We start from the raw sequence: 19,835 nt of genomic DNA, 5'->3' as shown, positions 1-19,835 counted from the left end.
GTACTTCGTTCAGTTACGGTGCAGGTGTTTAACCGTTTTCGCATTTATCGTGAAACGCTTTCGCGTTTTTCGTGCGCCGCTTCATGCCGGCGTCGACGGCGAGGACCCGGTAGCCGAGGTGCTTGCCGATCCGGGCGGCGAACTGGCCGACCGGGCCGAGCCCGAGCACGGCGAGCGTGCCGCCATCGGGCACGTTCGCGTACTGCACGGCCTGCCACGCGGTCGGCAGGATGTCGCTGAGGAACAGCCAGCGGTCGTCGGGGGTGCCGTCGTCCGGCACCACGATGGGGCCGTAGTCGGCGTGCGGCACACGGAGGTACTCGGCCTGGCCGCCGGGGACCTGGCCGTACATCTTCGTGTAGCCGAACAGCGACGCCCCGGTGCCGTACTCCGTCACCTGGGTCGTCTCGCACTGCGACTGCAGGCCGTGCTGGCACATCCAGCAGTGGCCGCAGGAGATGTTGAACGGGATGACGACGCGGTCGCCGACCTTCAGGTTCGTGACGCCGCCGCCGACCTCCTCGACGACGCCCATCGGCTCGTGCCCGAGCACGTCGCCCCGGTCGATGTACGGGCCGAGCACCCCGTACAGGTGCAGGTCGGAGCCGCAGATCGCCGTGGAGGTGATGCGGACGATCGCGTCCGTCGGCTCCTGGATGGTCGGGTCGGGGACGGTCTCGACGGACACCTTCTCGGTGCCCTGCCAGGTCAGTGCGCGCACGTCGCGTTCCTCTCGTGGTCGCTTCGAGCCGGCCGGGAGGCACGACTACGTCACCCTCGTCGGTACGCCCCGCCCCGTGGCGCGTTCCCAGCCGCGGGTCCCCCGCGCGGTCCGTGGCGGCGGTGATCCGCGCCTCCAGGCCGCCGCGACCGCTCACGCGACCGGGTCCGCGAGGACGGACGCGAGCACCCGCTCGTGGCCCGCGCGATCGCCGGGGCCGGCGCTGCCGGCCAGCATGATGAGCGACTTCCAGGCGCCCAGCCCCGTGCTCGTGCCCAGGTGTCGGCGTCGAGTTCGACCGCCTCGTGGAACGCGCCTTCCGGGCGTCGCCCGCCAGGAACGTCCACGCGAGCACCAGGTCGCATGCCGGGTCGCCGACGCCGCACGTGCCGAAGTCGATGAGCGCACGAGCCGGCCCGATCCTCGTCGACTGAGCAGGTTGCCCGGCGCGACGTCGCCGTGGAACCAGACCGCCGGCCGGTCCACGCCGTCGCGGTGGCTGCGTCCCAGACTCGCTCGCAGGCCGCGCGGTCGACCCTGCCGCCGAGCGCGTCAGAGTACTGCGACTTGACCTCGGCGGCGTACACCGACAGGTGCGCTCCGCGCTGGAACGAGTGCGCGCCCGCTACTTGGTCCCCGGCGGCCGGGACGCCCAGGAGCCGCCGAAGAAGGACGGCGCCGACCTCGGCGGCGAAGCGCTCGGTGTCGAGGTCTGCCGCGCGCTCGGCGACGGTTCCGTCGAGCCACCGTCGGACCGACCACGGGAACGGGTAGCCGCGCCCCGGTTCCCCGAGCCCGACCGCCTCCGGCACCGCGACGTCGAGCCGGCCCGCGAGGCACGGCAGCACGTCCTGTTCCTTCTCGACCGCGGGCACATTGCCGTCGGCGCTCGGCGACCGGACGGCCAGCTCGTCGCCGAGGCGGAAGGTGCGGTTGTCCCAGCCCTGGTGGTCGACCTCGCGCACCGGCAGGGACGTCCACTCCGGGACACGACGCGACGAGCCGAGGCGGACCAGCGCGTCGTCGATGGAGGGCACCTCGGTGTGCATGGGCCCAGGTAGGCTCCGCGCATGGCCACCGTCTCCGAGCTCCTCTCCGCGAACCTCGAGCACGTCTTCGGCAACACCGACGCCGCTTCCCGCCGCGCTGCGATCGAGCGCACCTACTCGTCCGACGTGTCGTTCACCGACCCCGAGGGCACCGTCGTCGGGTGGGACGCCCTCGAGCAGAAGGCCGCCGGGCTCCTCGGGTCGGTGCCCGCCGGCTTCCAGTTCGTCGAGGAGGGCCGCCGCTACGTCTCCGCGACGCAGGGCGCTCGCGTGGGGTTCGGCCCGGTCGGGGTCGCCCGTGCGGGGGGCATCGACGTGATCGAGGTCCGCGACGGCGTCGTCGTCGCCCTGACGACGGTGCTGGCGGAGCCGGACGAGGCGAGCGCGGTCTAGTTGCGCGGGGTCCGCGGGGCGCGTGACTTTTCGCGCGCTGAGCGACAGATCACGCGCGGCGAGCGCGTGATCTGTCGCTGCACGCGTGACGTCGGTGCCGCGTCCAGTCGCGCAGCCGGTCCCGTTCGGCCAGCGGCAGGCCGGTCGCCGTGCGCGCGGCGCCGGCCAGGGTCAGGAAGCGACCGCTGCGCTCGAGGAACGCGATGAGCGCCGGCTCCGACGCACGCTTGCCGGTCTCGCGCAGCACCCACCCGAGCGCGGACTGCACCGTCTCGCTGCGCTCCCGCACGAGTCGACCGGCGATGGCGAGCGGCACCTCGGCGTCGCCCTGCTTCACGAACGCCAGCGTCGCCACCACCGCGATCCGCCGCACCAGCTCGCGCCACGTCGGACTTCACGAGCGCGAACAGCGGGCCCGTCAGACCGCCCTCGAGCGGTGCGCCCACGAGTTCCTCGGCAGCCAGGTCGACCAGCGCCGTGTCCCTCGAACCGTTCGGCCTTCGCCACGGACACGTACTCGTCGGTCAGCTCCGGGTCCGGACGCTCCCGCATCGCCTGGACGAGCAGCAGCACCGCGACGAGTCGCGCACCAGGTCCTCGCTCCAGAGCAGCGCGGAGCGCTCCACATCGTCGAGACCGGCGAACTGCCGGGCGACCCCGGCGGAGCCGCGGGCATCGCCGGAGGTCGAGGCGAAGGCCGCGGAAGCGCTTCGGCGTCGCTGTCCGCTGCGGGGTGTCACGCGACCTCCCCGGCGGTCGCCTCGTTCCGGTGGGCCCAGGCGACCGCGCACCAGGACGATGACCGCAACGACGGCGAGGAAGCCGGCGAAGAGCCACGTCGCCACCGCGCGGGTCGAGCTTGCCCCGCGCGATCACGGCCCCGCCCGGGGAGCAGATCGCCGCGGTGATGCCGACCGTCAGCCCGACGCGCAGGTCCACCGCACGTCGACGGAGGGTTCGCGACCGTGCCGGACACCGACGTCGGCACCATCGTGAGGAGCGACGTGCCCTTCGCGAGCAGGTCGCCCGCGCCGAGGACGACCTCGAAGGCGGGCACGATGACGACCCGCCGCCCACACCCACGAGCCCGGACAGCACGCCCGAGAGCGGCCGAAACAGCGAACACGTCGCCTCGACGACGCCGAAGTGCGTCCCCGCCACGGGTCGGGACGGTGAGCGACCCCGAGCGAGACGAGCACGACGGCGATGAACCCGACGAAGATCCACGGCAGGACCCGGAGCGGCAGGGCACGCAGCAGCCGCGCCCCGATCCGGGCGCCCACCACGCTGCCCACCGCCAGCGTCAGCGCCGCGAGCCAGTGCACCTCGCCCTGCACGGCGTAGGTGATCACACCGACGACGGCCGCGGGCGCGATCGCCACGAGCGACGTCGCCGATGCCCGGCGCTGGTCGAGGTGGAGGAACGCCATCAGCGCGGGGACCACGATCACGCCGCCGCCGACCCCGAACAGGCCGGAGAGCACGCCGGCGACGATCCCGATCGCCACCAGCACGAGGACCTGTCCGCGACGCTTCTCCATCGCCACCAGGCTAGCCGCCGTGCCCGCCGCGCCTCACGAGCAGAGTCGTCCGCCGGTGCCCCCGCCGCGAAGTCGTCGGGCTGGGTCACCGAGTGCAGCACCTTGAGCGGGTCGACCAGCGTGCCACCCTGCCGGACCTCGACGTGCACGTGCGGGCCCGTCGACTGCCCGATGTTGCCGGACCGCGCGCGATCTCGTTGCCCTTCCCCACGATCTGCCCTTCTTGACCTCGATCTTGCTGAGGTGGGCGGTGAGCACGGTGGCCATGCCGTAGGTCACGATGACGTAGTTGCCGTACGAGGGGTTGTTCGCGACGGCGCTCGTGACCGTCCCGGTGCCCGAGGCGTACACGGGCGTGCCGGTGCCCACCGCGGAGTCGGTGCCCTGGTGGTAGCGCGGGACGTGCCCGGCGCCACGGTCGTCGCCGTACTTGCCGGAGATCCGGGTGCTGGCGACGGGCCAGGGCGAACCGGTGACCGCGCGGGTGGACCAGACGCGGGGTGTCCTTCTTGCCGTAGAGCGCGACGTTGCCGTCGAGCCCGCGAGGAGCTGGCCGGGGTGCCGAAGTTGCCGGTGGCCCAGAGCGCCTTGCGCGCCGCGCTGTAGATGACGAAGTTGCCGTCCGGCTGCACCGAGGCGTACGCGTTCTTGTTGCCGCCCGTCTTCGAGGCCCAGATCTGCTTGCCGTCGACGGACTGCACGAGCACACCGTCCGCGCGCATGGTCGGCGTGCACTTGCGAGTTGGTGCGGTCGGACCGCAGGACCGTGCCGGGCAGGATGACGTTCCCGGCTCCGACGGTGTCCTGGTAGGTGAGGCTGACGACGCTGTAGTTGGTGTTGATCATCTTTATGGTGCCGATCGGACGGACGAAGTTGCGGCCGACCTGACCGGCACCGCCCCAGAGTGCGACCCGCACGTTGTTGTGGACGATCACCCGAGCGTGCGCGCGGACCTGGGCGAACGCGCCGGGCTTGCCCGAGGTGTTCGAGGACCAGAGGACCTTGCGGCCGATGCCGTACTCGACGAAGGTTGCCGTCGCCTGCATGACGAGCTGGAACTGTCCGTTGTTCGACGTGACCAGTCACCGGGCCAGGCGTCGCCCCGGCTGGGACAGTGCCATGTAGACGATCAAGCGGCGGTGGCCGGAGCGGCGGTGCCGACGAGCCCCGCGGCGACGGCGGCGAGTGCGACGACTGCCGCGACGAGCCGAGCGCGGACTGGGCGGGCGTGCCGTGGACGACGAGGTGCTGCGCATGATTCCCTGAGCTGGGATCGCAGGGAAGGCGATCCGGGTGGCGGTCACGCCCCTGCGCGACCGTACGGCGACACGCCCGATACGCGCCGCCGAACGATGGTCACCTTTTCAGGGAAGTGACACAACCCCTTGACTGGCGGGGTGAACCCCAGTTCCGGGGGCAAGCCGGCGTGTCACGGCATCCGGAAGAACTCCTTCGGTGCGCCGAGCAGCGCCTCGAGCTTGTGGAACGACTGCGTCCAACCGGCGATGTTCATGTCGCGCATCACCTCGGGGAAGGGGCCTGGGTCAGCGTCACGGCAGTGCCGTCGCCGTCCTCGGCGAACTCGAGGGTGAGGGACAGCGGCGTGCCGTCCTCGATCCCGGGGATCCCGTTCGCCACCTGGGTCCCGACGATGACCCGGTTCTCCTCGATCTCCTGCAAGGTCGACGTCACGGGCGACGCCCACTCGGGGTTGTCGTTGCTCACCATGGTGAGGTTCAGAGCACCGCCGACACGGGCGTCGACCTCGACCGTGGCGTGCAGGACGTGGAAGCCGAGCGGCCCGAACCAGAGCGCGAGCAGGGCGGGGTCGACGAAGGCGCGGTACATCCGCGACGAAAATTGCGAACCGGTGCGTGGCGTGGGCGGTGAACTGGTCGTTCATGACTGCTCCTGGTGGTGGTGGTGATGCGTGGCGGGGGTGAGGTCGTGTCGGGTGGCGGCACTGCCTCCAGGCTGTCGAACCGGCGGTCCCAGTCGGGCCGGAGCCCGCCGAGCCAGACGCCGAGCTCGGCGACGGCCTCCGGCCGGAGCCGGCACGTGCGCCAAGGTGCCGTGCCGTTCGCGCGTGATGAGCCCGGCGCGCTCGGGGATCCCGAGGTGCGCGAGATCGCGGGACCGCTGACGTCGAACGGTGCGGACAGGTCGGTGACGGTCACCTCGCCCTTCCCCAGTCGTTCGACGATGCGACGGCGGATCGGATCGGCCAGGGCCGACAGGACGGCGTCGATGTCGTCGGGCTCCACGGCGGCCTCCTCTGATGAACTGTCCGGTTACTTAACCGATGCGTTCAGTGTGGACCCGGTCGGCAGAACGCGCAAGATGGGACCATGCCGACGCCGAACCCCGCCTTCGTCCCGCCCGCCCCCGCACCACCCGCCCCGACCTCCGGGGGATCTTCGGGATGGCCGCCTCGACGCACTGGATCGCCACGGCCATCGCACAGTCCGATGCTCGAACGGGGCAGGAACGCGTTCGACGCCGCGGTCGCGGAGGCATTCGTCCTGCACGTCGTCGAACCGCACCTGAACGGCCCCGGCGGCGACCTGACCGCCGTGTTCGCGACGGCGGACGACCCGACGCCGGTCGTCCTCGTCGGGCAGGGGCCGGCACCGGCAGGCGCGACCCCGGAGCACTACCGTTCGGGGCTCCACCTCGTGCCCGGCTCCGGCGCCCTCGCCGCCACCGTCCCCGGTGCGGTGGACGCGTGGCTCCTGCTGCTCCGCGACCACGGCACGGGAACTCGCGGACGTGCTCGCCTCGGCGATCGGACGTACGCGACGGTCACCCGGTCGCACCCGCCGTGGATCCGCACGGATCACCGCCGTCGCCGACCTGTTCCGCGACCACTGGCCCACCTCCGCCACCGCAGTGGCTGCCTGGAGGCGCGGTGCCGGTCCCGGGGGACATCGTCCGGAACGAGGCGCCTGGCCTCGGTCCCTCGACCGCTTGGTCGCCGCCGGCGACGACGCCGGCAGCCGGACCGGACGGATCGACCGCAGCCTGGAGCGAGGTGGGCCGGACGGGCTCGTCGCCCAGGCGGTCGAGCACTTCGTGCAGCAACCGCACCGGCACTCGTCGGGCACCGACCACGCCGGGGTGATCCGGGAAGACCGACCATCGGTAGCAGTCCGAGGCGACGTACGAGTCCCACGACGACCGCCGAGTTCCGCGGCTGCACCATCGCGAGAAGACCGGAGCCATGGCGGCAGGGCCCGGCGCTCCCTGCAGACCCTCCGCCTGCTCGAGCCGCTCGACGACGCGCTGCTCGACCCCTCCACCGAGGTCGGCGCGCACACGATCGTCGAGGCGCAGAAGCTCGCCCTCGCCGACCGCGAGGCGTTCTACGGCGACGGCGACGTCCCCCTCGACGTCCTGCTCTCCGACGCCTACTCCGACGAGCGCCAGTGCGATGATCGGTGACCACGCGTCCGCGGAGCTCCGCCTCCGGCACCGTCGGCGGCGTCGCGCACGCCATGCCCTCGGTCCGCACCAGGCCGAGGCCGAAGCGGCCGGTGCGGTCGGTGGCCAGGGCGTCGGGGAGCCGACCGTCCAGGTCGCCCGCCGCTCGGAGGTGCCACCGGCCTGCGCCGGTGGAGGACCGCGGCGAACCCTTCGTCGCGCCGAACGGTGAGACCCGTGGCGACACAGTCCACATCGACGTCGTCGACCGGCTGGGGCAACATCGTCAGCGCGACGCCGTCCGGCGGCTTTCTGGCTGCAGTCCTCGCCGACGATCCCGGAGCTCGGGTTCTGCCTGGGTACCCGCCTGCAGATGACCTTGGCTCGAGGAGGGCACCGCGTCGACGCTCCGCCCCCGAGAGCGGCCCCACGACCCCTGACCCCGACGCTCGTGCTCCGCGACGGAGTCCCCGTCGCCGCACTCGGTTCGCCCGGCGGCGACCAGCAGGACCAGTGGCAGCTGCTCTTCCTGCTGCGCTGGATCGTCGGCGGGTACTCGCCGCAGCAGGCGATCGACGCGCCGAAGCGCTGCACACACGACCTCGTTCCCCGGCTCGTTCTGGCCCCGCACATGGGAGCCGGCGGGACTCGTGGTCGAGGACCGGCTCGGTGACGACGTCATCGCCGGACCCGAGACCCGCGGCCACGTCGTCACCCGCGCCGGCGACTGGTCACTCGGCCGGTTGTCGTGCGTGACGCGGGACCCGGCGACCGGCGTGGTCGGCAGCCGCGGCGAACTCCCGCGGCGCGCAGGGCTACGCCGTGGGGCGCTGACGCCGGAGTCGCGCCGTGCGGACGAGCCGGAGCACGTTGACGACCCCGGGTAGGCCAGGGCGAGCCCGGCCAGGACGAGCAGCGCGAGCGCGCTCCGACCCAGGCACCGCTCGCGGGGTCGACAGTTCGCGCTCTGCCACAGCGGGATCGACCGCACGACGGCGTTGACCCCGAGCGGCGGCGAGCACGAGTGACGCCACGACGCGCCAGACGAGGCCGAGGCCGCGTTGCGGGTCGGCCGTCCGAGGCGCCCGCGCCGTGCTCCGGTGCGTCGTACGGCAGCCCCATCGTGACGGCGCCGCCCTCGCTGTCAGCGGTCCGGGGACGAGGCGACGGCCTCGGTGTGGTCAGACGTTCCCGGTCATGGTCCCCTCCTTGCCCGGCGCATACGTTACCCCGTGGGCTCACGATAGCCCCGAGGCCCGCGAGCGGGAGGGAACCGTTACCGAACCGATCTCACAGGGTCGGGACGACGACCGCTCGGCCCGAGAGCTCACCGGCCTCGAGCTTCCGGTACGCCCTCGAGCGCCGCCGGACGGCGAGTACCGTCTCGACGTCCAGGACCGATCTGCCCGGCGCGGTACATCGCGACGACCTCGTGCAGGTCCTCGATGGTGCCCCGGTACGTGTTCGTGATGGTCGACTCGTAGGGCGTGGAGAAGAAGTTCCACTCCGTGGTCCACACCGGCGATGCCGACCACCGTGCACCGCCCGCCGACGGCCATCGACGCCTGCGCTGCCGTGATGGTGGGCGTGGCACCGACGAAGTCGAACGCCGCGTCCACGCCACGCCCTCCGGTGATCTCGCGGATCGCCGCCAGCACCTGGTCGGGGCCGCCGGGCACGGTGACCGCGCCGCGTTCGGCGGCGCGGTCCATGCGTCCTGCTTCACGTCCGTCGCGATGACCGTCGCGCCGGTGAGCGCCGTGAGGATCTGGACGGCGATCTGGCCGAGGCCGCCGAGCCCGACGACGAGCGCGAAGCGCCCGCCCCCGGCCAGGTTCGGCAGGGCGTTCTTGATCGCGTGGTACGGCGTGAGGGCCGCGTCGCTGAGGGGTGCGGCCGCCACGGGGTCGGCGTCGCCGAGCGGCACGAGGTTCCGGGCGGGGACGCTCACGTACTCCGCCATGCCGCCACGTCACGGCCGAGCCCGATGCCCGCGTAGGGGTTCGTCGCGGCGATTCTCGCAGTAGGTGTCCTGTCCCCTTGGAGCAGTACGAGCAGTGGCCGCAGCCGACCGGCCCGTAGACCAGGTACGCATCGCCCTCCGTGAACCCGGTGACGCCGTCGCCGACCGCCTCGACCCAGCCGGAGGTTCTCGTGCCCGAGCACGAAGGACGGGCCTGCGCGCCTGGCTGTCCCTGCTGGAACTCGCGGTACACGGCGACGTCGGAGTGGCAGGCACCGGCGCCGGCGACCTTGAGGAGCACCTCCCGGCCCTGGTGTGTGGGCTTCGGACCTCCGTCAGGACGGGAAGGTCTGGTACTGCTCGAACACGACGGCACGCATGTGTCTCTCCTTTGATTCCCACTCACGCTACACCTGTTGCCCTCAACAACACCTGTCGCCCGCCTCACCGATTCTTCCCACAACGCCCGCGATGGAAGGCGGAATCGGGCACACCTGGTCGGAACATTCGACCCGGTATCACGCCCGAATCCACCATGTACGCCCGAATCCACTCAGTACGCCCGATCCTGCGTCTTCCCCGAGAGTTTCTCCGTGACGAGAACGTCCGTTCTCGACTTGACTCGGACGCGATGGTCCCGACTCGGGACCGATTCCCCACACGAAAGGAGCGGCGCTGCCCACGCGCACCGCACGAACCGCCTGGAACGGCGGCCCTCAACGACGGCTCCGGCCAGGTCGAACTCTCCAGCTCGAAGGTCGGCACCTACGACGTCTCGTTCCCGAAGCGCGCCGCCGACGACGCCGGTGGCACCACCAGCCCCGAGGAACTCCATAGCCGCAGCGCACTCCGCCTGCTACGCCACGCAGTTCTCGGCGGTCCTCGGCGAGGCCGGCGGCACGGTCGAGGCCCTCGACGTCAAGGCCGACGTCTCGCTTCGGCCCGGACAGCGCCGGCGGCTTCAAGCTCACCGGCATCGTCCTCACCGTCACCGGCGAGGTCTCCGGCATCGACGAGGCAGCCTTCCTCAAGGCCGCCGACGAGGCCAAGGCCACCTGCCCCGTCAGCAAGGCGCTCACCGGCGTCGACATCACGCCTGCAACGCGACGTTCGAGCAGTAACGGACCAGGGCGGGAGACCGCACCACCCGACGGACTGGAGGCCCGAGGCGACGCCGCCACGGGCCTCCAGTCAGCGTCCTGGTGACGTGGAGACCGCGACTGGCACCATGGCGGGATGGCCGAGCAGTTCCTCCCCGGTGCGCCGCGACCGGGGCGACCCCACCGGCCCCGCGTCCGCAACCTCGCACAGCACGACATCCGCGACGCCCGCGCACGTCCGCGGCACGATCTACGAGGACGTCTCGCCGGACACCCGCGCCGCGCGAGCAGTACTCACCGGTGCAGATCGTCGACTTCTGCCTCGACCTCGCCGAGGTGATGCTCGCCTCCGGGGCCGACACCCGCAGCGTCGAGACCGCCGTGGTCGCCGTGTCCACGAAGTGGACACCTCGCCCCGCTCGACCTCGACTTCTCCGGCAGCTCGGTCACGATCCAGTACGCGCCGTCGGACACCCCACCCCTGGTGAAGGTCCGCACCGTGCAGTCGGACGGGTCCGACCTCGACCGTCTGGCGCGGGCGAACCAGATCGTCGACGACCTGGTGCACGACGAGCGGGACATGACCTCCGCCGTGAGCGCGCTGGTGGCGGTCCTCCGGCTCCCGCCGCGCTGGCCGACCTGGCTGGCGGACGTCGGCCTGTCGATCCTCGGCATCTCGATCGCGATGCAGGCCGGCGGTGGGTGGCGTGCCGGCCTCGGCGCGTTCGTGCTCATGCTCGGCATCATCCTGTCCGGCCGCTGGCTGACCGGTCGGGGGCTTCCCCCAGTTCTTCGTCTCCGGCGCCCAGGGAGCGGTCGCGTCGGCCATCGGCACGCTCGCGATCTGGGCCGGCGTGCTGCACCCCGGCCAGGCGGCGACGATGGTGGCCGCGCTCGTGGTGCTCCTGCTGCCGCACCCGTCGCTCGTGACGTGGGCGCAGGACGCGATCTCCGGGTTCCGCGCGATGGCGGTCGCTCGGGCCTTCTACATCGGGCTCGTCATCGCGGCCATCGTGGTCGGGGTGCCCGCCGGCATCGCCCTGACGAAGTGGCTGCACATCGAGGTGGACCCGTCCGGCATCGTCCTGCCGGTGCTGCCGCTCTGGGCCTCCCTCGCGCTGACCGTCGTGTCGGCCGCGGCGAACTGCTTCGTGCAGCAGGCCAGCGCCCGGGTGATCCCGGTGGCCGTCGTGTTCTCCGTAGCCGCCGGCGCTGCGCTCCGGGGCCTGCGAGGGGCCGGGCTGCCGCTGCTCGGGGCGACGTTCCTGGCGGCGGTGCTCCTCGGCGTGCTGTCGACGATCGCCGCGGCACGGATGCGGACGGCCGTCGCGGCGATCGCGGTGCCGGCGTTCTGCGGCGCCCTGCTGCCCGGGGTCGCGGTGTCCAACGCCCTGCTGAACTTCATGTCCGGGTCCTCGAGCGCCGCGCTCGGCTTCGTCACCGCCGTGTCGGTCGCGCTGGGGATCGGGGCGGGACTCGTGCTCGGCGGGCTCGTGGCCACGCCGGGTGCTCGTCGTGCGCTGCGCCGGTCGCGGCGGGTCGTCGTGCACTCGGTGCACAACGACACCACCGCGATCCCGGTCATCCGCGACTCGGGCTACGACCCGGGCAACGGCTCGACCCCGCGGGGCACGCGAGCGCGCTGACGCGGTCCCGGCGCCGGGGTCAGCCCGCGTCGGAGACGGCGCTCGACACCGCGGTCGGGGCGTCGTACTCGCCGTCGGGGATGTTCTTCAGGGCGTCGAGGACCTCGCCCTCGGCACCCTCCTTCTCGGCGGTGGCGACGATGTCCTCCTTCGAGGCCGGGTAGTCGATGCCACTGAGGTACTTCTGGACCTGGATCGGGTTCCGCTGATGCCATGTCGGTCCTTCCGTCGGAGACCCACCGAGCACGCCGGTGTCCTCCGAGCCGGTCCGGCCACCGCGCGCAGCGGATCAGCGGCGACGCCCGAGCGGCGACGCGATCGGGTCAGAGTTCCCAGCCGCCGTCGCCCCAGGTGGACAGGCGGCGTGCGGCCTGGGGCTCGTACCGCTCCATCCAGCCGCGCTCGAGCCGCGCGACCGCACGGTCGAACGCCGGCACGAGGTCGAGGTCCGAGCGCAGGAGCGCCTGCAACTGCAACCCCCTCGTAGAGGGCGATCAGCTGCTCGGCACCGCGGCGGGGGTCCATCGTGTGCGGGGCACGGCCGACCGCGACGTCGTGCTCGAGGCCGCGCTTGATCTGCGCGTAGAAGAGCTGGTACCGGGAGCCGGAGGTAGGTCGCCATCGGGTGCTGCGGGTTGCCGGCGACCGACAGCAGCGCGACAGGCCGCATGAGCGCCGGGTCCTCGGCGTTCGACGCGACGATGGCGCGGAGGAGCTGCACGGTCGAGCCGTCCCCGACCTCGCGCGTGACCTCGTCCATCCGGCCGCCGTTCCAGCGGTCGACGGCGGCGAGCACCAGGCCGTCCCACCACGGGAAGTGCTGGTGGAGTTCCTCGACCGGGATGCCGAGGCGCTCGGCGACGAGCGCGGCGTGGGCCTCGTGGAAGGGGACGTCCCGCAGCAGGTCGACGGTGGCACCGACGATCGTGATCCGCAGGTGCAGGGTGGCGGCGGCGGCGGCTGCCGCGTGCGTGTCCGCGCTGGTGTGTTCGAGCATCGTGCCCTCCGTCGGTCCCGGACGTCCTGTCCGCGTCGCCCCTCTTGGGGGCAGGTCCATCCAAGTGGAGATCGGGGGCCACCATCATCCCCGGTCCGGGTGTCGGCATGTCGGGGGACAAGCGCGACTTCGCAGGACAATCGCGGCGATCCGTGAGACGATGCCGGGATGACCCCGAACGACCCCACCGCGCAGGGACTCGCGACCATGGCCTCGGCCGGGTTCGAGTTCGGCGGCGACCCCGACCAGGTCGCACACGACGTCCGCACGATGTGGGAACAGCTGGGCCGTCCGGTCGGGGCCTTCGACGCCCGCAGCGCGCGCGATCGCCGTGCTGCCGCAGCGTCCCGAGGTCCCGATCGCCGACCAGGCGCGTCGGCGCGAGTTCGAACGGGCGGTCGGGATCAACCCCGTCGAGGTCGAGCTGGCCGCGGCGCTGTCCGCCCGCGAACTGCTCGAAGGGCTCGCCCCGCACCTGCAACGCCCCTGCTGAAACGGTCCGCAGCGGTCCCGACGATCCCCCGCCTCCGGAATCCCGTCACGCGTTAGGGAATCGAGGCAAGGTGAGGCTACCCTTACCTCGTGGTCGATCTGGATGCGCGTTCCGTCACCGTGGGCTACCACGGCGAGCCCGTCGTGCACGCCGCCTCGCTGGAGCTCGTCGCCGGGAAGGTGACCGCACTGGTCGGACCGAACGGCTCCGGGAAGTCCACCCTGCTGCGGACCATCGCGCGCCTCCAGGCCCCCCGATCCGGCGACGTGACCCTGCGGGGCGTGGCCGACACCCCCGTACCGGCACCGGCACCGACACCGACGCCGGGCGCGCCGACCGCGGCGACGACCTCGACGGCCTCGCGCTCTCCCCGAAGGCCTTCGCCCGCCAGGTCGCCCTGCTCACCCAGGGCCGGCCGGTCCCGGGCGGGCTGCGTGTCCGTGACCTCGTGGCCTTCGGCCGCTACCCGTACCGCTCGCGCTTCGGCGGGCAGGACCCGGACGGCGCCGCGGCCGTCGCGCACGCCCTCGACGTCACCGGGCTCACGCCGCTCGCCGAACGCCCCGCCGACGAGCTCTCCGGCGGCCAGCTCCAGCGCGTCTGGCTGGCCAGCTGCCTGGCGCAGGAGACCGGCGTCCTGCTGCTCGACGAACCGACCACGTACCTCGACCTCCGCTACCAGGTGGAGCTGCTCGACCTGGTCCGCGACCTCGCGGACGAGCGGGGCATCGCCGTCGGCGTGGTCCTGCACGACCTCGACCAGGCCGCCGCCGTCGCCGACCGCGTCGTCCTGCTCCGCGCCGGGGTGGTCGTCGCCGACGGCTCCCCCGAGGAGGTCCTCGTGTCGGACCGCCTGACCGATGTCTACGGCATCCGCATCGACGTCGACCACGACCCCTCCACCGGACGCCTGCGCACCCGCGCGATCGGCCGGCACCACACCCGGACCGCGTCGGACACCGGCGCGCACCACACCATCGAAAGGCTCCACGCCAGCTCATGAGACGACTCCTCGCCGCCACCGCCATCGCCGCCACCGCTGCCCTCGGCCTGACCGCGTGCGGCTCGACGCAGGCAGCCTCCGACGAGGACGTCCTCGGCGTCGAGCATCACCGTGACCGACGCGACCGGTACGAAGGTCACGCTCGACGGCCCGGCGAAGAAGGTCGTCGGCACGGAGTGGAACGTCGTCGAGGACCTCGAGACCCTCGGCGTCTCGCCCGCCGGTGTCGCCGACGTGAAGGGCTACTCGGCCTGGGACTCGGCCGTGCCGCTGACGGGCAAGCCGGAGGACATCGGGACCCGCGGTGAGCCGAGCACGGACACCATCGCGTCGATCGCCCCGGACCTGATCGTCGCCACCGACGACCTGAAGGACTCCGTCGTCGCGCAGCTCCGGAAGATCGCGCCGACGATCGTGGTCTCCTCGGCGAAGGGCAGCGACCAGCTCGGCACGACCAAGGCGACGCTCGACCTCATCGCCGAGGCCACCGGCACCACCGCGAAGGCGAAGTCGGTCTGGAACGGCCTGGAGGACGCGATCGCCGACGGCAAGGAGCAGCTCGCGAAGGCCGGCAAGGACGGCACCGAGGTGGCGTTCGCCGACGCCTACGTGCTGTCGAACCAGGTCACGATCCGTCCGTACACGGGCTCGTCGCTCATCGGGACGATCAACGGCGAACTCGGCCTGAAGGACGCGTGGGCGTCGACGGACGTGAAGGGCGACGCCGCCTACGGCCTCGGCTCGACCGACGTCGAGGGCCTGACCGGCCTGCCCGACGACACCGAGTTCCTCTACATCGGCAACGACGTGGACGGCGACGACGTGTTCGCGAAGACCCTCGCCTCGAACGCCGTCTGGAAGGGCCTGCCCTTCGTGCAGGACGGCGACGTGCACCGTCCGCCGACGGCATCTGGATGTTCGGCGGTCCGGGTTCGATGGAGGCGTACATCGACGCCACCGTCGCCGCGCTCACGAAGTAGCGGTCATCGACACCACGACGGCACCGGCGCGGGCCGGGCGACGCAGCATCGTCGTCCGGCCCGCGCTCGGCGTCGCGCTGCTGGTCGGCGGGATCGCGCTCGTCGCGGTGCTCGCCGCGGTCGACGTGACGCAGGGCACCGCGCACGTCGGGGCGATCGACGTCTGGAACGCCGTCCTCGGGCGGGCGGACCGCACCGACGCGTCGGTCGTCGCCGCATCGCGGTTCCCCCGCGCGGCCGCGGGGCTGCTCGTCGGCTTCGCCCTCGGCGTCGCCGGCGCCGCGATGCAGGCGGTCAGCCGGAACGTCCTCGCCTCCCCCGACACCCTCGCGGTGAACGCCGGGGCGTACCTGGCGCTCGGCGTCGTGTCGGTCGCCGGCGTCGGCCTGCCGGTCGTCGCGCAGGGTGCGGTCGCGTTCCTCGGCGGCCTCGGCGCCGCGGCCCTCGTGCTCGCGCTGTCCGGACTCGGCAGCGGGACGGTCCGGCTCGTCCTGGCCGGCACCGCGCTGGCGCTCGGCCTCGGGTCGGTCACCCAGGCACTCATCCTGCTGTTCCCGCAGCAGACCCAGGGGCTCTACGCGTGGAACCAGGGCGGCATCGCGCAGAACGGGTTCGCCACGGTCCTGCCGATGCTGCCGGTGCTGGCCGTCGGCGTCGTGGGGTTCGTCCTGCTCTCGCACCGCGTCGACGTCCTCGCGCTCGGGGACGACGCCGCGCGCGGTCTCGGCGTCCCCGTGCGGGGCACCAGCGTCGTCGCCGTGGTCCTCGCCGTGCTGCTCTCGGCGGCGGCCGTCACCATCGCGGGACCGATCGGCTTCGTCGGGCTCTGCGCTCCCGCCCTGGTCCGCCCCCTCGCCCGGCGCTTCCCGACGCTGCACCGCTCGTGGGCACTGTTCCTCGTGGCCGGGCTCGTCGGCGCGGGGATCGTGCTCGCGGCGGACGTGCTGCTCCGCGCCGTGGTCAGTGGCGACCGTGCGGTCTCGGTGCCGACCGGGGTCGTGACGAGCGTCCTCGGCGCGGTCTTCCTGGTCGTGCTGGCGGTCCGCGCCCGCGACGCCGGGCAGACGACGCCGCTCGAGGTGCACCGGATCCCGGGCCGCACCACCGTGGCCGTCACGGTCGTGGTGCTCGTGGCGGTCCTGGTGGGCGTCGTGATCGCCTCCGTCCTGCTCGGCGACGCGAAGCTCCTGCTCGGCGACGTCACGAACTGGCTGACCGGCCGGGCGAACCAGGCGATCTCGTTCATCCTCGACACCCGCGTCCCCCGGGTCTCGGCGGCGCTCCTGGCCGGGGCGGCGCTGGCACTCGCAGGCACCCTCGTGCAGGGCGTGACACGCAACCCGCTCGCCGACCCCGGGGTCCTCGGCGTCTCGAGCGGCGCCGGGCTCGGCGCCGTGCTCGTCGTGACGCTCGTCCCCGCGGCGACCAGCTGGTCCGTCGCCGGGGCCGCGTTCGTCGGTGCGGCCGTCGCCGCGCTGGTCGTGTTCGGCTTCGCCGCCCGCGGCGGCTTCCGGCAGAACCGGCTCGTGCTGGTCGGCGTCGGCGTCTCGGCGGGCCTGACCGCCCTGATCAGCCTGCTCATCGTCGTGACGGACCCGTTCAACGCGAACAAGGCCCTGACCTGGCTGTCCGGGTCGACCTACGGCCGCACGTGGCAGGACTCGCTCCCGGTGGTGGTCGTCCTGGCGGTGTCACTCGTGCTCGTCACCACCCGGACGCGCGAGCTCGACCTGGTCTCCCTCGACGAGGACACGCCCCGTCTGCTCGGCGTCCCGCTCGGCCGCACCCGGCTCGGGTTCCTGGCGCTGTCGGTGCTGCTGACCGCGACCGCGATCGCCGCGGTCGGCACGATCGGGTTCGTCGGCCTGGTCGCGCCGCACCTCGCACGCTCGCTGGTCGGCCGCGCCCACGCCCGGGTCGTCCCGGTCGCGGTGGTGCTGGGCGCGCTCCTCGTCTGCCTCGGTGACCTGCTCGGCCGAACGGTGATCGCCCCGGCCCAGCTCGGCGCGGGCATCCTCACCGCCGTGGTGGGGACGCCGTACTTCATCTGGCTGCTGCTGCGCACGCCACGGGCCGCACGCTGACGCGACCGGCGCGGCCGCGGCCACAACCCCGCACGACCCGACGAGGGCGCGAGCCGGTCACGCCGACGCGACCACGGCCGGAACCGGCCACACGCACGACAGGAGGCGCGGCGCCCACCGGCACCGCGCCTCCTGTCCGGCACCGTCCTGCAGCCCTACGGCGTCGGCATCCCGCCGTCGACGTGCAGCGTCTCGCCGACGACGTACGACGACTCCCCGCTCGCCAGGAACACGTAGGCCGGCGCGAGCTCGGCCGGCTGTCCCCAGCGGCCGAGGTAGGTCTGCTCGCCGGCGGACGGCAGCGCCTCCGGCGGCTGCCCACCGGCCGGCTGCAGCGGGGTCCAGATCGGACCCGGCGCGACGGCGTTGACCCGGATGCCCTTCGGCGCGAGCTGCGCGGCGAGGACCCCTTCGCCAGGTTGTTCACGGTCGCCTTCGTGGCCGCGTAGTGCACCAGGTGCGGCGACGGCGCGTACGCCTGGATCGACGTGGTGTTGATGATCGTGGAGCCCGGCTGCAGGTGCGGCACGGCGGCCTTCATGATCCGGAACGTCCCGTAGGCGTTCGTCTTGAAGGTCTCGTCGAACTCCTCGTCGGAGATGTCCTCGATCGAGGCGACGTTCTGCTGCTTGCCGGCGTTGTTCACGAGGATGTCCAGCCCACCGAGCTGCTCCACGGCGTCCGCCACGATCTGCTCGCACACGGCGAGCGAGGTGATGTCCCCGGGCAGGGTCACGGCCTTGCGGCCGGCTGCCTCGATGAGCCCGACGATGCGGTCGGCGTCTTCCTGCCTCCTCGGGCAGGTACGAGATGGCGACGTAGGCGCCCTCGCGGGCGTAGGCGATGGCGACGGCGGCGCCGATGCCCGAGTCGCCGCCGGTGACGAGCGCCTTGCGGCCCGCGAGCCGTCCGGAGCCGCGTAGGTGTCCTCCCGCCGTGGTCGGCGGGGACGTTCTCCGCCATCTCGGCGTCGGTGCCGGCACCCGGGAGGTACTGCTCGTCCGGCTTCTTGTCGGCGTACATCTTCGTCGGGGTCCTGCATTGCGTACTGGTCGATCTGCTGGTCCGCCGCGCCCGTGACGGTACGCACGTGGTCACCCCGGACCGTCCAGCAGACTGTCCCCCGGCGCGTGGACCGGCCTGCGTCGTCCGCCGGTCAGGTGCGGGCCTGGAGGCGCGGCACCGGCCCACGGACCGCGCGGTGGGTGCGCGCGTGCATCGCGGCACCGCCGGTCAGGACCGCACACGGGTGCGGCGGCGACGCGGTCCGGCTCGGCGGACGGGACGACGTCACCGAGGAATGTCACGGTCCGGTGACGACCAGGCTCCGATTCGGTAACACCCGTCGTCCAACCAGCCGCGACGTCGTACCGTCGACTGGTGACCTTCCGACCGTCCTGGCGTCGAGCGCCGCCGTGCTGGCCTTCGCGGCCAGCGCGTTCGGCATCGGTGGCACTCCCCGAGATCCGGCACGGCGACCGCTGCGGCGGCCGAGCCTCGACGGACGCCTCGCTGCACGAGCAGCCCGCCCGGGTCAGCACCGCCAGCTTCAAGCGCGTCGACGCCATCGAGCTGGACGCCGAGTCGCTGGTGTTCCGGAACGGCTCGAAGACCGTGACCGAGGCCTCGATGCGTGACTCCGTCACCACGGTGTCGCTGCTCAACCGTCTGCTCGGCACGGCCTCGCGGACCCAGACGGCCGAGGGCGACGGCGCGTGCTTCCCGTCCGGCACCACGTACACCTGGGGCGGCGCGGTCCGCGTCGCCGCGCTGTCGACGCCCGCCAAGGCCGGCAACGCGGTCGAGATCCGCATCCTCCGCGACGCCGTGCGCACGCGGGCCGGCGACGACGTCGACCTGACCGGCCCGGACGGTGTGCAGGTCGGTGACGACATCCACGATGCGATCGCCGATACCCCGAAGTCGGAACGCGTCTCGTACGGGTCCGACGACACCAAGGCGTGGCAGCTCCTGCTCGAACCGGGCTGGAGCCCGACCGACGAGCCCCGGACCGACGACGGGGCCGACGCAACGAACGACGCGAGCGACGCGACGCACGACGACGACGCGGTCGCGCGCGGCACGAACGGGGTCTCCGCCCTGACCGACGACACGACGGTCACGGTGCTCGGCTCCCGATGCCGGTCCACGCCCGGCGCAGCTGCTGATCCCGGCGGCCAGCCGCACCCGGTCGAGACCGATCAGATCCGGATCGTCGCCACCACCGGGAAGTGGTCGCTCGCGAACCAGGTCTCCGGTCCGTCGTGGTCGATCACGACGCGGTCCACGCCGGCGATCCCGCGCGTGAACACCCAGTCGATCCGCTCCCCGAGTCCACCGGCGGCTGCCAGTCGTTGAACGTCGCGGTCCGGTCCGCGGGATCACCCGCGACGACCCAGGCGTCCGCGAAGCCCGCGTCCGTGAGCACCCGGGACGCCGCACCC

The 19,835-nt window shown here is 72.7% G+C and carries 19 protein-coding genes and 7 pseudogenes; 15 read left to right on the top strand and 11 right to left on the bottom strand.

Annotation, left to right across the window (positions count from 1 at the left end):
- Nucleotides 1-73 precede the first annotated feature (73 nt).
- Together ACZ8AI_RS17795 and ACZ8AI_RS17790 are read right to left on the bottom strand one after the other, a co-directional pair.
- Nucleotides 74-721, bottom strand: a pseudogene (locus tag ACZ8AI_RS17795) (alcohol dehydrogenase catalytic domain-containing protein); the annotation flags it as partial.
- A gap of 50 nt (nucleotides 722-771) precedes the next feature.
- Nucleotides 772-1,758, bottom strand: a complete 987-nt coding sequence (locus tag ACZ8AI_RS17790; protein WP_464859217.1) for a phosphotransferase — start codon at nucleotides 1,756-1,758, stop codon at nucleotides 772-774.
- Between the two features lie 33 nt (nucleotides 1,759-1,791).
- Here ACZ8AI_RS17790 and ACZ8AI_RS17785 point away from each other — a divergent pair, with 33 nt between their 5' ends.
- Nucleotides 1,792-2,163: a nuclear transport factor 2 family protein gene (locus ACZ8AI_RS17785; protein WP_464859216.1), complete on the top strand. Its 372-nt coding sequence runs from the start codon at nucleotides 1,792-1,794 to the stop codon at nucleotides 2,161-2,163.
- Nucleotides 2,164-2,212: 49 nt separating this feature from the next.
- Here the strand turns inward: ACZ8AI_RS17785 and ACZ8AI_RS17780 are convergent, their stop codons facing one another.
- The 5 genes from ACZ8AI_RS17780 to ACZ8AI_RS17760 form a co-directional block, all read right to left on the bottom strand.
- The gene (locus ACZ8AI_RS17780) at nucleotides 2,213-2,518 is read right to left on the bottom strand and encodes a DNA alkylation repair protein (protein WP_464859215.1); all 306 of its coding nucleotides are present in this window, start codon (nucleotides 2,516-2,518) and stop codon (nucleotides 2,213-2,215) included.
- Nucleotides 2,497-3,102, bottom strand: a complete 606-nt coding sequence (locus tag ACZ8AI_RS17775; RefSeq protein ID WP_464859214.1) for a hypothetical protein — start codon at nucleotides 3,100-3,102, stop codon at nucleotides 2,497-2,499. Before ACZ8AI_RS17775 ends, ACZ8AI_RS17780 begins: the two co-directional genes overlap by 22 nt.
- A complete protein-coding gene (locus tag ACZ8AI_RS17770) occupies nucleotides 3,081-3,704 on the bottom strand; it encodes a sulfite exporter TauE/SafE family protein (RefSeq protein ID WP_464859213.1) in 624 nt (207 codons plus the stop codon). Before ACZ8AI_RS17770 ends, ACZ8AI_RS17775 begins: the two co-directional genes overlap by 22 nt.
- A 33-nt stretch (nucleotides 3,705-3,737) precedes the next feature.
- Nucleotides 3,738-4,751 carry a M23 family metallopeptidase gene (locus tag ACZ8AI_RS17765; protein ID WP_464859212.1) on the bottom strand — a complete coding sequence of 338 codons (1,014 nt, stop codon included), beginning with the start codon at nucleotides 4,749-4,751 and terminating at the stop codon, nucleotides 3,738-3,740.
- Between the two features lie 475 nt (nucleotides 4,752-5,226).
- A complete protein-coding gene (locus ACZ8AI_RS17760; protein ID WP_464859211.1) occupies nucleotides 5,227-5,553 on the bottom strand; it encodes an SRPBCC family protein in 327 nt (108 codons plus the stop codon).
- A 500-nt stretch (nucleotides 5,554-6,053) separates the two neighbouring features.
- Between ACZ8AI_RS17760 and ACZ8AI_RS17755 the strand changes: the two are divergent.
- From ACZ8AI_RS17755 to ACZ8AI_RS17740, 4 genes and pseudogenes are all read left to right on the top strand, one after another.
- A pseudogene (locus ACZ8AI_RS17755) lies at nucleotides 6,054-6,401 on the top strand (gamma-glutamyltransferase); the annotation flags it as partial.
- Between the two features lie 16 nt (nucleotides 6,402-6,417).
- On the top strand, nucleotides 6,418-7,146 hold the full coding sequence (locus ACZ8AI_RS17750) for a hypothetical protein (RefSeq protein WP_464859281.1): 729 nt from the start codon (nucleotides 6,418-6,420) through the stop codon (nucleotides 7,144-7,146).
- Nucleotides 7,147-7,498: 352 nt separating this feature from the next.
- Complete coding sequence (locus ACZ8AI_RS17745) at nucleotides 7,499-7,798, top strand: gamma-glutamyltransferase (RefSeq protein ID WP_464859210.1); 300 nt, start codon at nucleotides 7,499-7,501, stop codon at nucleotides 7,796-7,798.
- Nucleotides 7,776-8,012 carry a hypothetical protein gene (locus ACZ8AI_RS17740; RefSeq protein WP_464859209.1) on the top strand — a complete coding sequence of 79 codons (237 nt, stop codon included), beginning with the start codon at nucleotides 7,776-7,778 and terminating at the stop codon, nucleotides 8,010-8,012. Before ACZ8AI_RS17745 ends, ACZ8AI_RS17740 begins: the two co-directional genes overlap by 23 nt.
- A gap of 351 nt (nucleotides 8,013-8,363) precedes the next feature.
- Here ACZ8AI_RS17740 and ACZ8AI_RS17735 read toward each other — a convergent pair whose 3' ends face one another.
- Entirely contained in the window at nucleotides 8,364-9,341 is a 978-nt protein-coding gene (locus tag ACZ8AI_RS17735; protein ID WP_464859264.1) for a zinc-binding dehydrogenase, read from the bottom strand.
- Nucleotides 9,342-9,763: 422 nt separating this feature from the next.
- On the opposite strand from ACZ8AI_RS17735, the pseudogene ACZ8AI_RS17730 reads away from it, so the two are divergent.
- The 4 genes and pseudogenes from ACZ8AI_RS17730 to ACZ8AI_RS17715 form a co-directional block, all read left to right on the top strand.
- Nucleotides 9,764-10,183, top strand: a pseudogene (locus tag ACZ8AI_RS17730) (OsmC family peroxiredoxin); the annotation flags it as partial.
- Nucleotides 10,184-10,324: 141 nt separating this feature from the next.
- Nucleotides 10,325-10,528 carry a hypothetical protein gene (locus ACZ8AI_RS17725; RefSeq protein WP_464859208.1) on the top strand — a complete coding sequence of 68 codons (204 nt, stop codon included), beginning with the start codon at nucleotides 10,325-10,327 and terminating at the stop codon, nucleotides 10,526-10,528.
- A 144-nt stretch (nucleotides 10,529-10,672) separates the two neighbouring features.
- Nucleotides 10,673-10,915, top strand: a pseudogene (locus ACZ8AI_RS17720) (threonine/serine exporter family protein); the annotation flags it as partial.
- 169 nt (nucleotides 10,916-11,084) lie between these two features.
- Nucleotides 11,085-11,834 (top strand): threonine/serine exporter family protein, encoded by a 750-nt coding sequence (locus ACZ8AI_RS17715; RefSeq protein ID WP_464859207.1) that lies wholly within the window; start codon nucleotides 11,085-11,087, stop codon nucleotides 11,832-11,834.
- 19 nt (nucleotides 11,835-11,853) lie between these two features.
- Here the strand turns inward: ACZ8AI_RS17715 and ACZ8AI_RS17710 are convergent, their stop codons facing one another.
- Both ACZ8AI_RS17710 and ACZ8AI_RS17705 read right to left on the bottom strand, forming a co-directional pair.
- The gene (locus tag ACZ8AI_RS17710; RefSeq protein ID WP_464859206.1) at nucleotides 11,854-12,081 is read right to left on the bottom strand and encodes a DUF2795 domain-containing protein; all 228 of its coding nucleotides are present in this window, start codon (nucleotides 12,079-12,081) and stop codon (nucleotides 11,854-11,856) included.
- 42 nt (nucleotides 12,082-12,123) lie between these two features.
- Nucleotides 12,124-12,831, bottom strand: coding sequence for a TetR/AcrR family transcriptional regulator (locus ACZ8AI_RS17705; RefSeq protein ID WP_464859205.1), 708 nt, complete (start codon nucleotides 12,829-12,831; stop codon nucleotides 12,124-12,126).
- A gap of 331 nt (nucleotides 12,832-13,162) precedes the next feature.
- Between ACZ8AI_RS17705 and ACZ8AI_RS17700 the strand changes: the two genes are divergently transcribed.
- The 5 genes and pseudogenes from ACZ8AI_RS17700 to ACZ8AI_RS17680 all read left to right on the top strand — a co-directional run bounded on the left by ACZ8AI_RS17700 (nucleotide 13,163) and on the right by ACZ8AI_RS17680 (nucleotide 17,391).
- Entirely contained in the window at nucleotides 13,163-13,324 is a 162-nt protein-coding gene (locus ACZ8AI_RS17700; protein WP_464859204.1) for a hypothetical protein, read from the top strand.
- Between the two features lie 89 nt (nucleotides 13,325-13,413).
- Nucleotides 13,414-13,557, top strand: a pseudogene (locus ACZ8AI_RS17695) (ATP-binding cassette domain-containing protein); the annotation flags it as partial.
- Nucleotides 13,558-13,580: 23 nt separating this feature from the next.
- Nucleotides 13,581-14,327 carry an ABC transporter ATP-binding protein gene (locus tag ACZ8AI_RS17690; protein ID WP_464859263.1) on the top strand — a complete coding sequence of 249 codons (747 nt, stop codon included), beginning with the start codon at nucleotides 13,581-13,583 and terminating at the stop codon, nucleotides 14,325-14,327.
- A 111-nt stretch (nucleotides 14,328-14,438) separates the two neighbouring features.
- A pseudogene (locus tag ACZ8AI_RS17685) lies at nucleotides 14,439-15,158 on the top strand (ABC transporter substrate-binding protein); the annotation flags it as partial.
- A gap of 154 nt (nucleotides 15,159-15,312) precedes the next feature.
- Entirely contained in the window at nucleotides 15,313-17,391 is a 2,079-nt protein-coding gene (locus ACZ8AI_RS17680) for an iron ABC transporter permease (RefSeq protein WP_464859262.1), read from the top strand.
- A gap of 155 nt (nucleotides 17,392-17,546) precedes the next feature.
- On the opposite strand, the pseudogene ACZ8AI_RS17675 reads toward ACZ8AI_RS17680, so the two are convergent.
- Nucleotides 17,547-18,414: pseudogene (locus ACZ8AI_RS17675) on the bottom strand (SDR family oxidoreductase).
- Between the two features lie 357 nt (nucleotides 18,415-18,771).
- Between ACZ8AI_RS17675 and ACZ8AI_RS17670 the strand changes: the two are divergent.
- A complete protein-coding gene (locus tag ACZ8AI_RS17670) occupies nucleotides 18,772-19,749 on the top strand; it encodes a hypothetical protein (RefSeq protein WP_464859203.1) in 978 nt (325 codons plus the stop codon).
- Nucleotides 19,750-19,835: the final 86 nt, after the last annotated feature.

This window comes from Curtobacterium sp. AC273 (genome assembly GCF_979253735.1).
This window is presented reverse-complemented; position numbering and strand designations above follow the sequence as displayed.

Coding starts and splice junctions, on each gene's coding strand:
- ACZ8AI_RS17785 (WP_464859216.1), top strand. CDS start 1,792: ATGGCCACCGTCTCCGAGCTCCTCTCCGCGAACCTCGAGCACGTCTTC.
- ACZ8AI_RS17770 (WP_464859213.1), bottom strand. CDS start 3,704: ATGGAGAAGCGTCGCGGACAGGTCCTCGTGCTGGTGGCGATCGGGATC.
- ACZ8AI_RS17765 (WP_464859212.1), bottom strand. CDS start 4,751: ATGCAGGCGACGGCAACCTTCGTCGAGTACGGCATCGGCCGCAAGGTC.
- ACZ8AI_RS17760 (WP_464859211.1), bottom strand. CDS start 5,553: ATGTACCGCGCCTTCGTCGACCCCGCCCTGCTCGCGCTCTGGTTCGGG.
- ACZ8AI_RS17745 (WP_464859210.1), top strand. CDS start 7,499: ATGACCTTGGCTCGAGGAGGGCACCGCGTCGACGCTCCGCCCCCGAGA.
- ACZ8AI_RS17725 (WP_464859208.1), top strand. CDS start 10,325: ATGGCCGAGCAGTTCCTCCCCGGTGCGCCGCGACCGGGGCGACCCCAC.
- ACZ8AI_RS17705 (WP_464859205.1), bottom strand. CDS start 12,831: ATGCTCGAACACACCAGCGCGGACACGCACGCGGCAGCCGCCGCCGCC.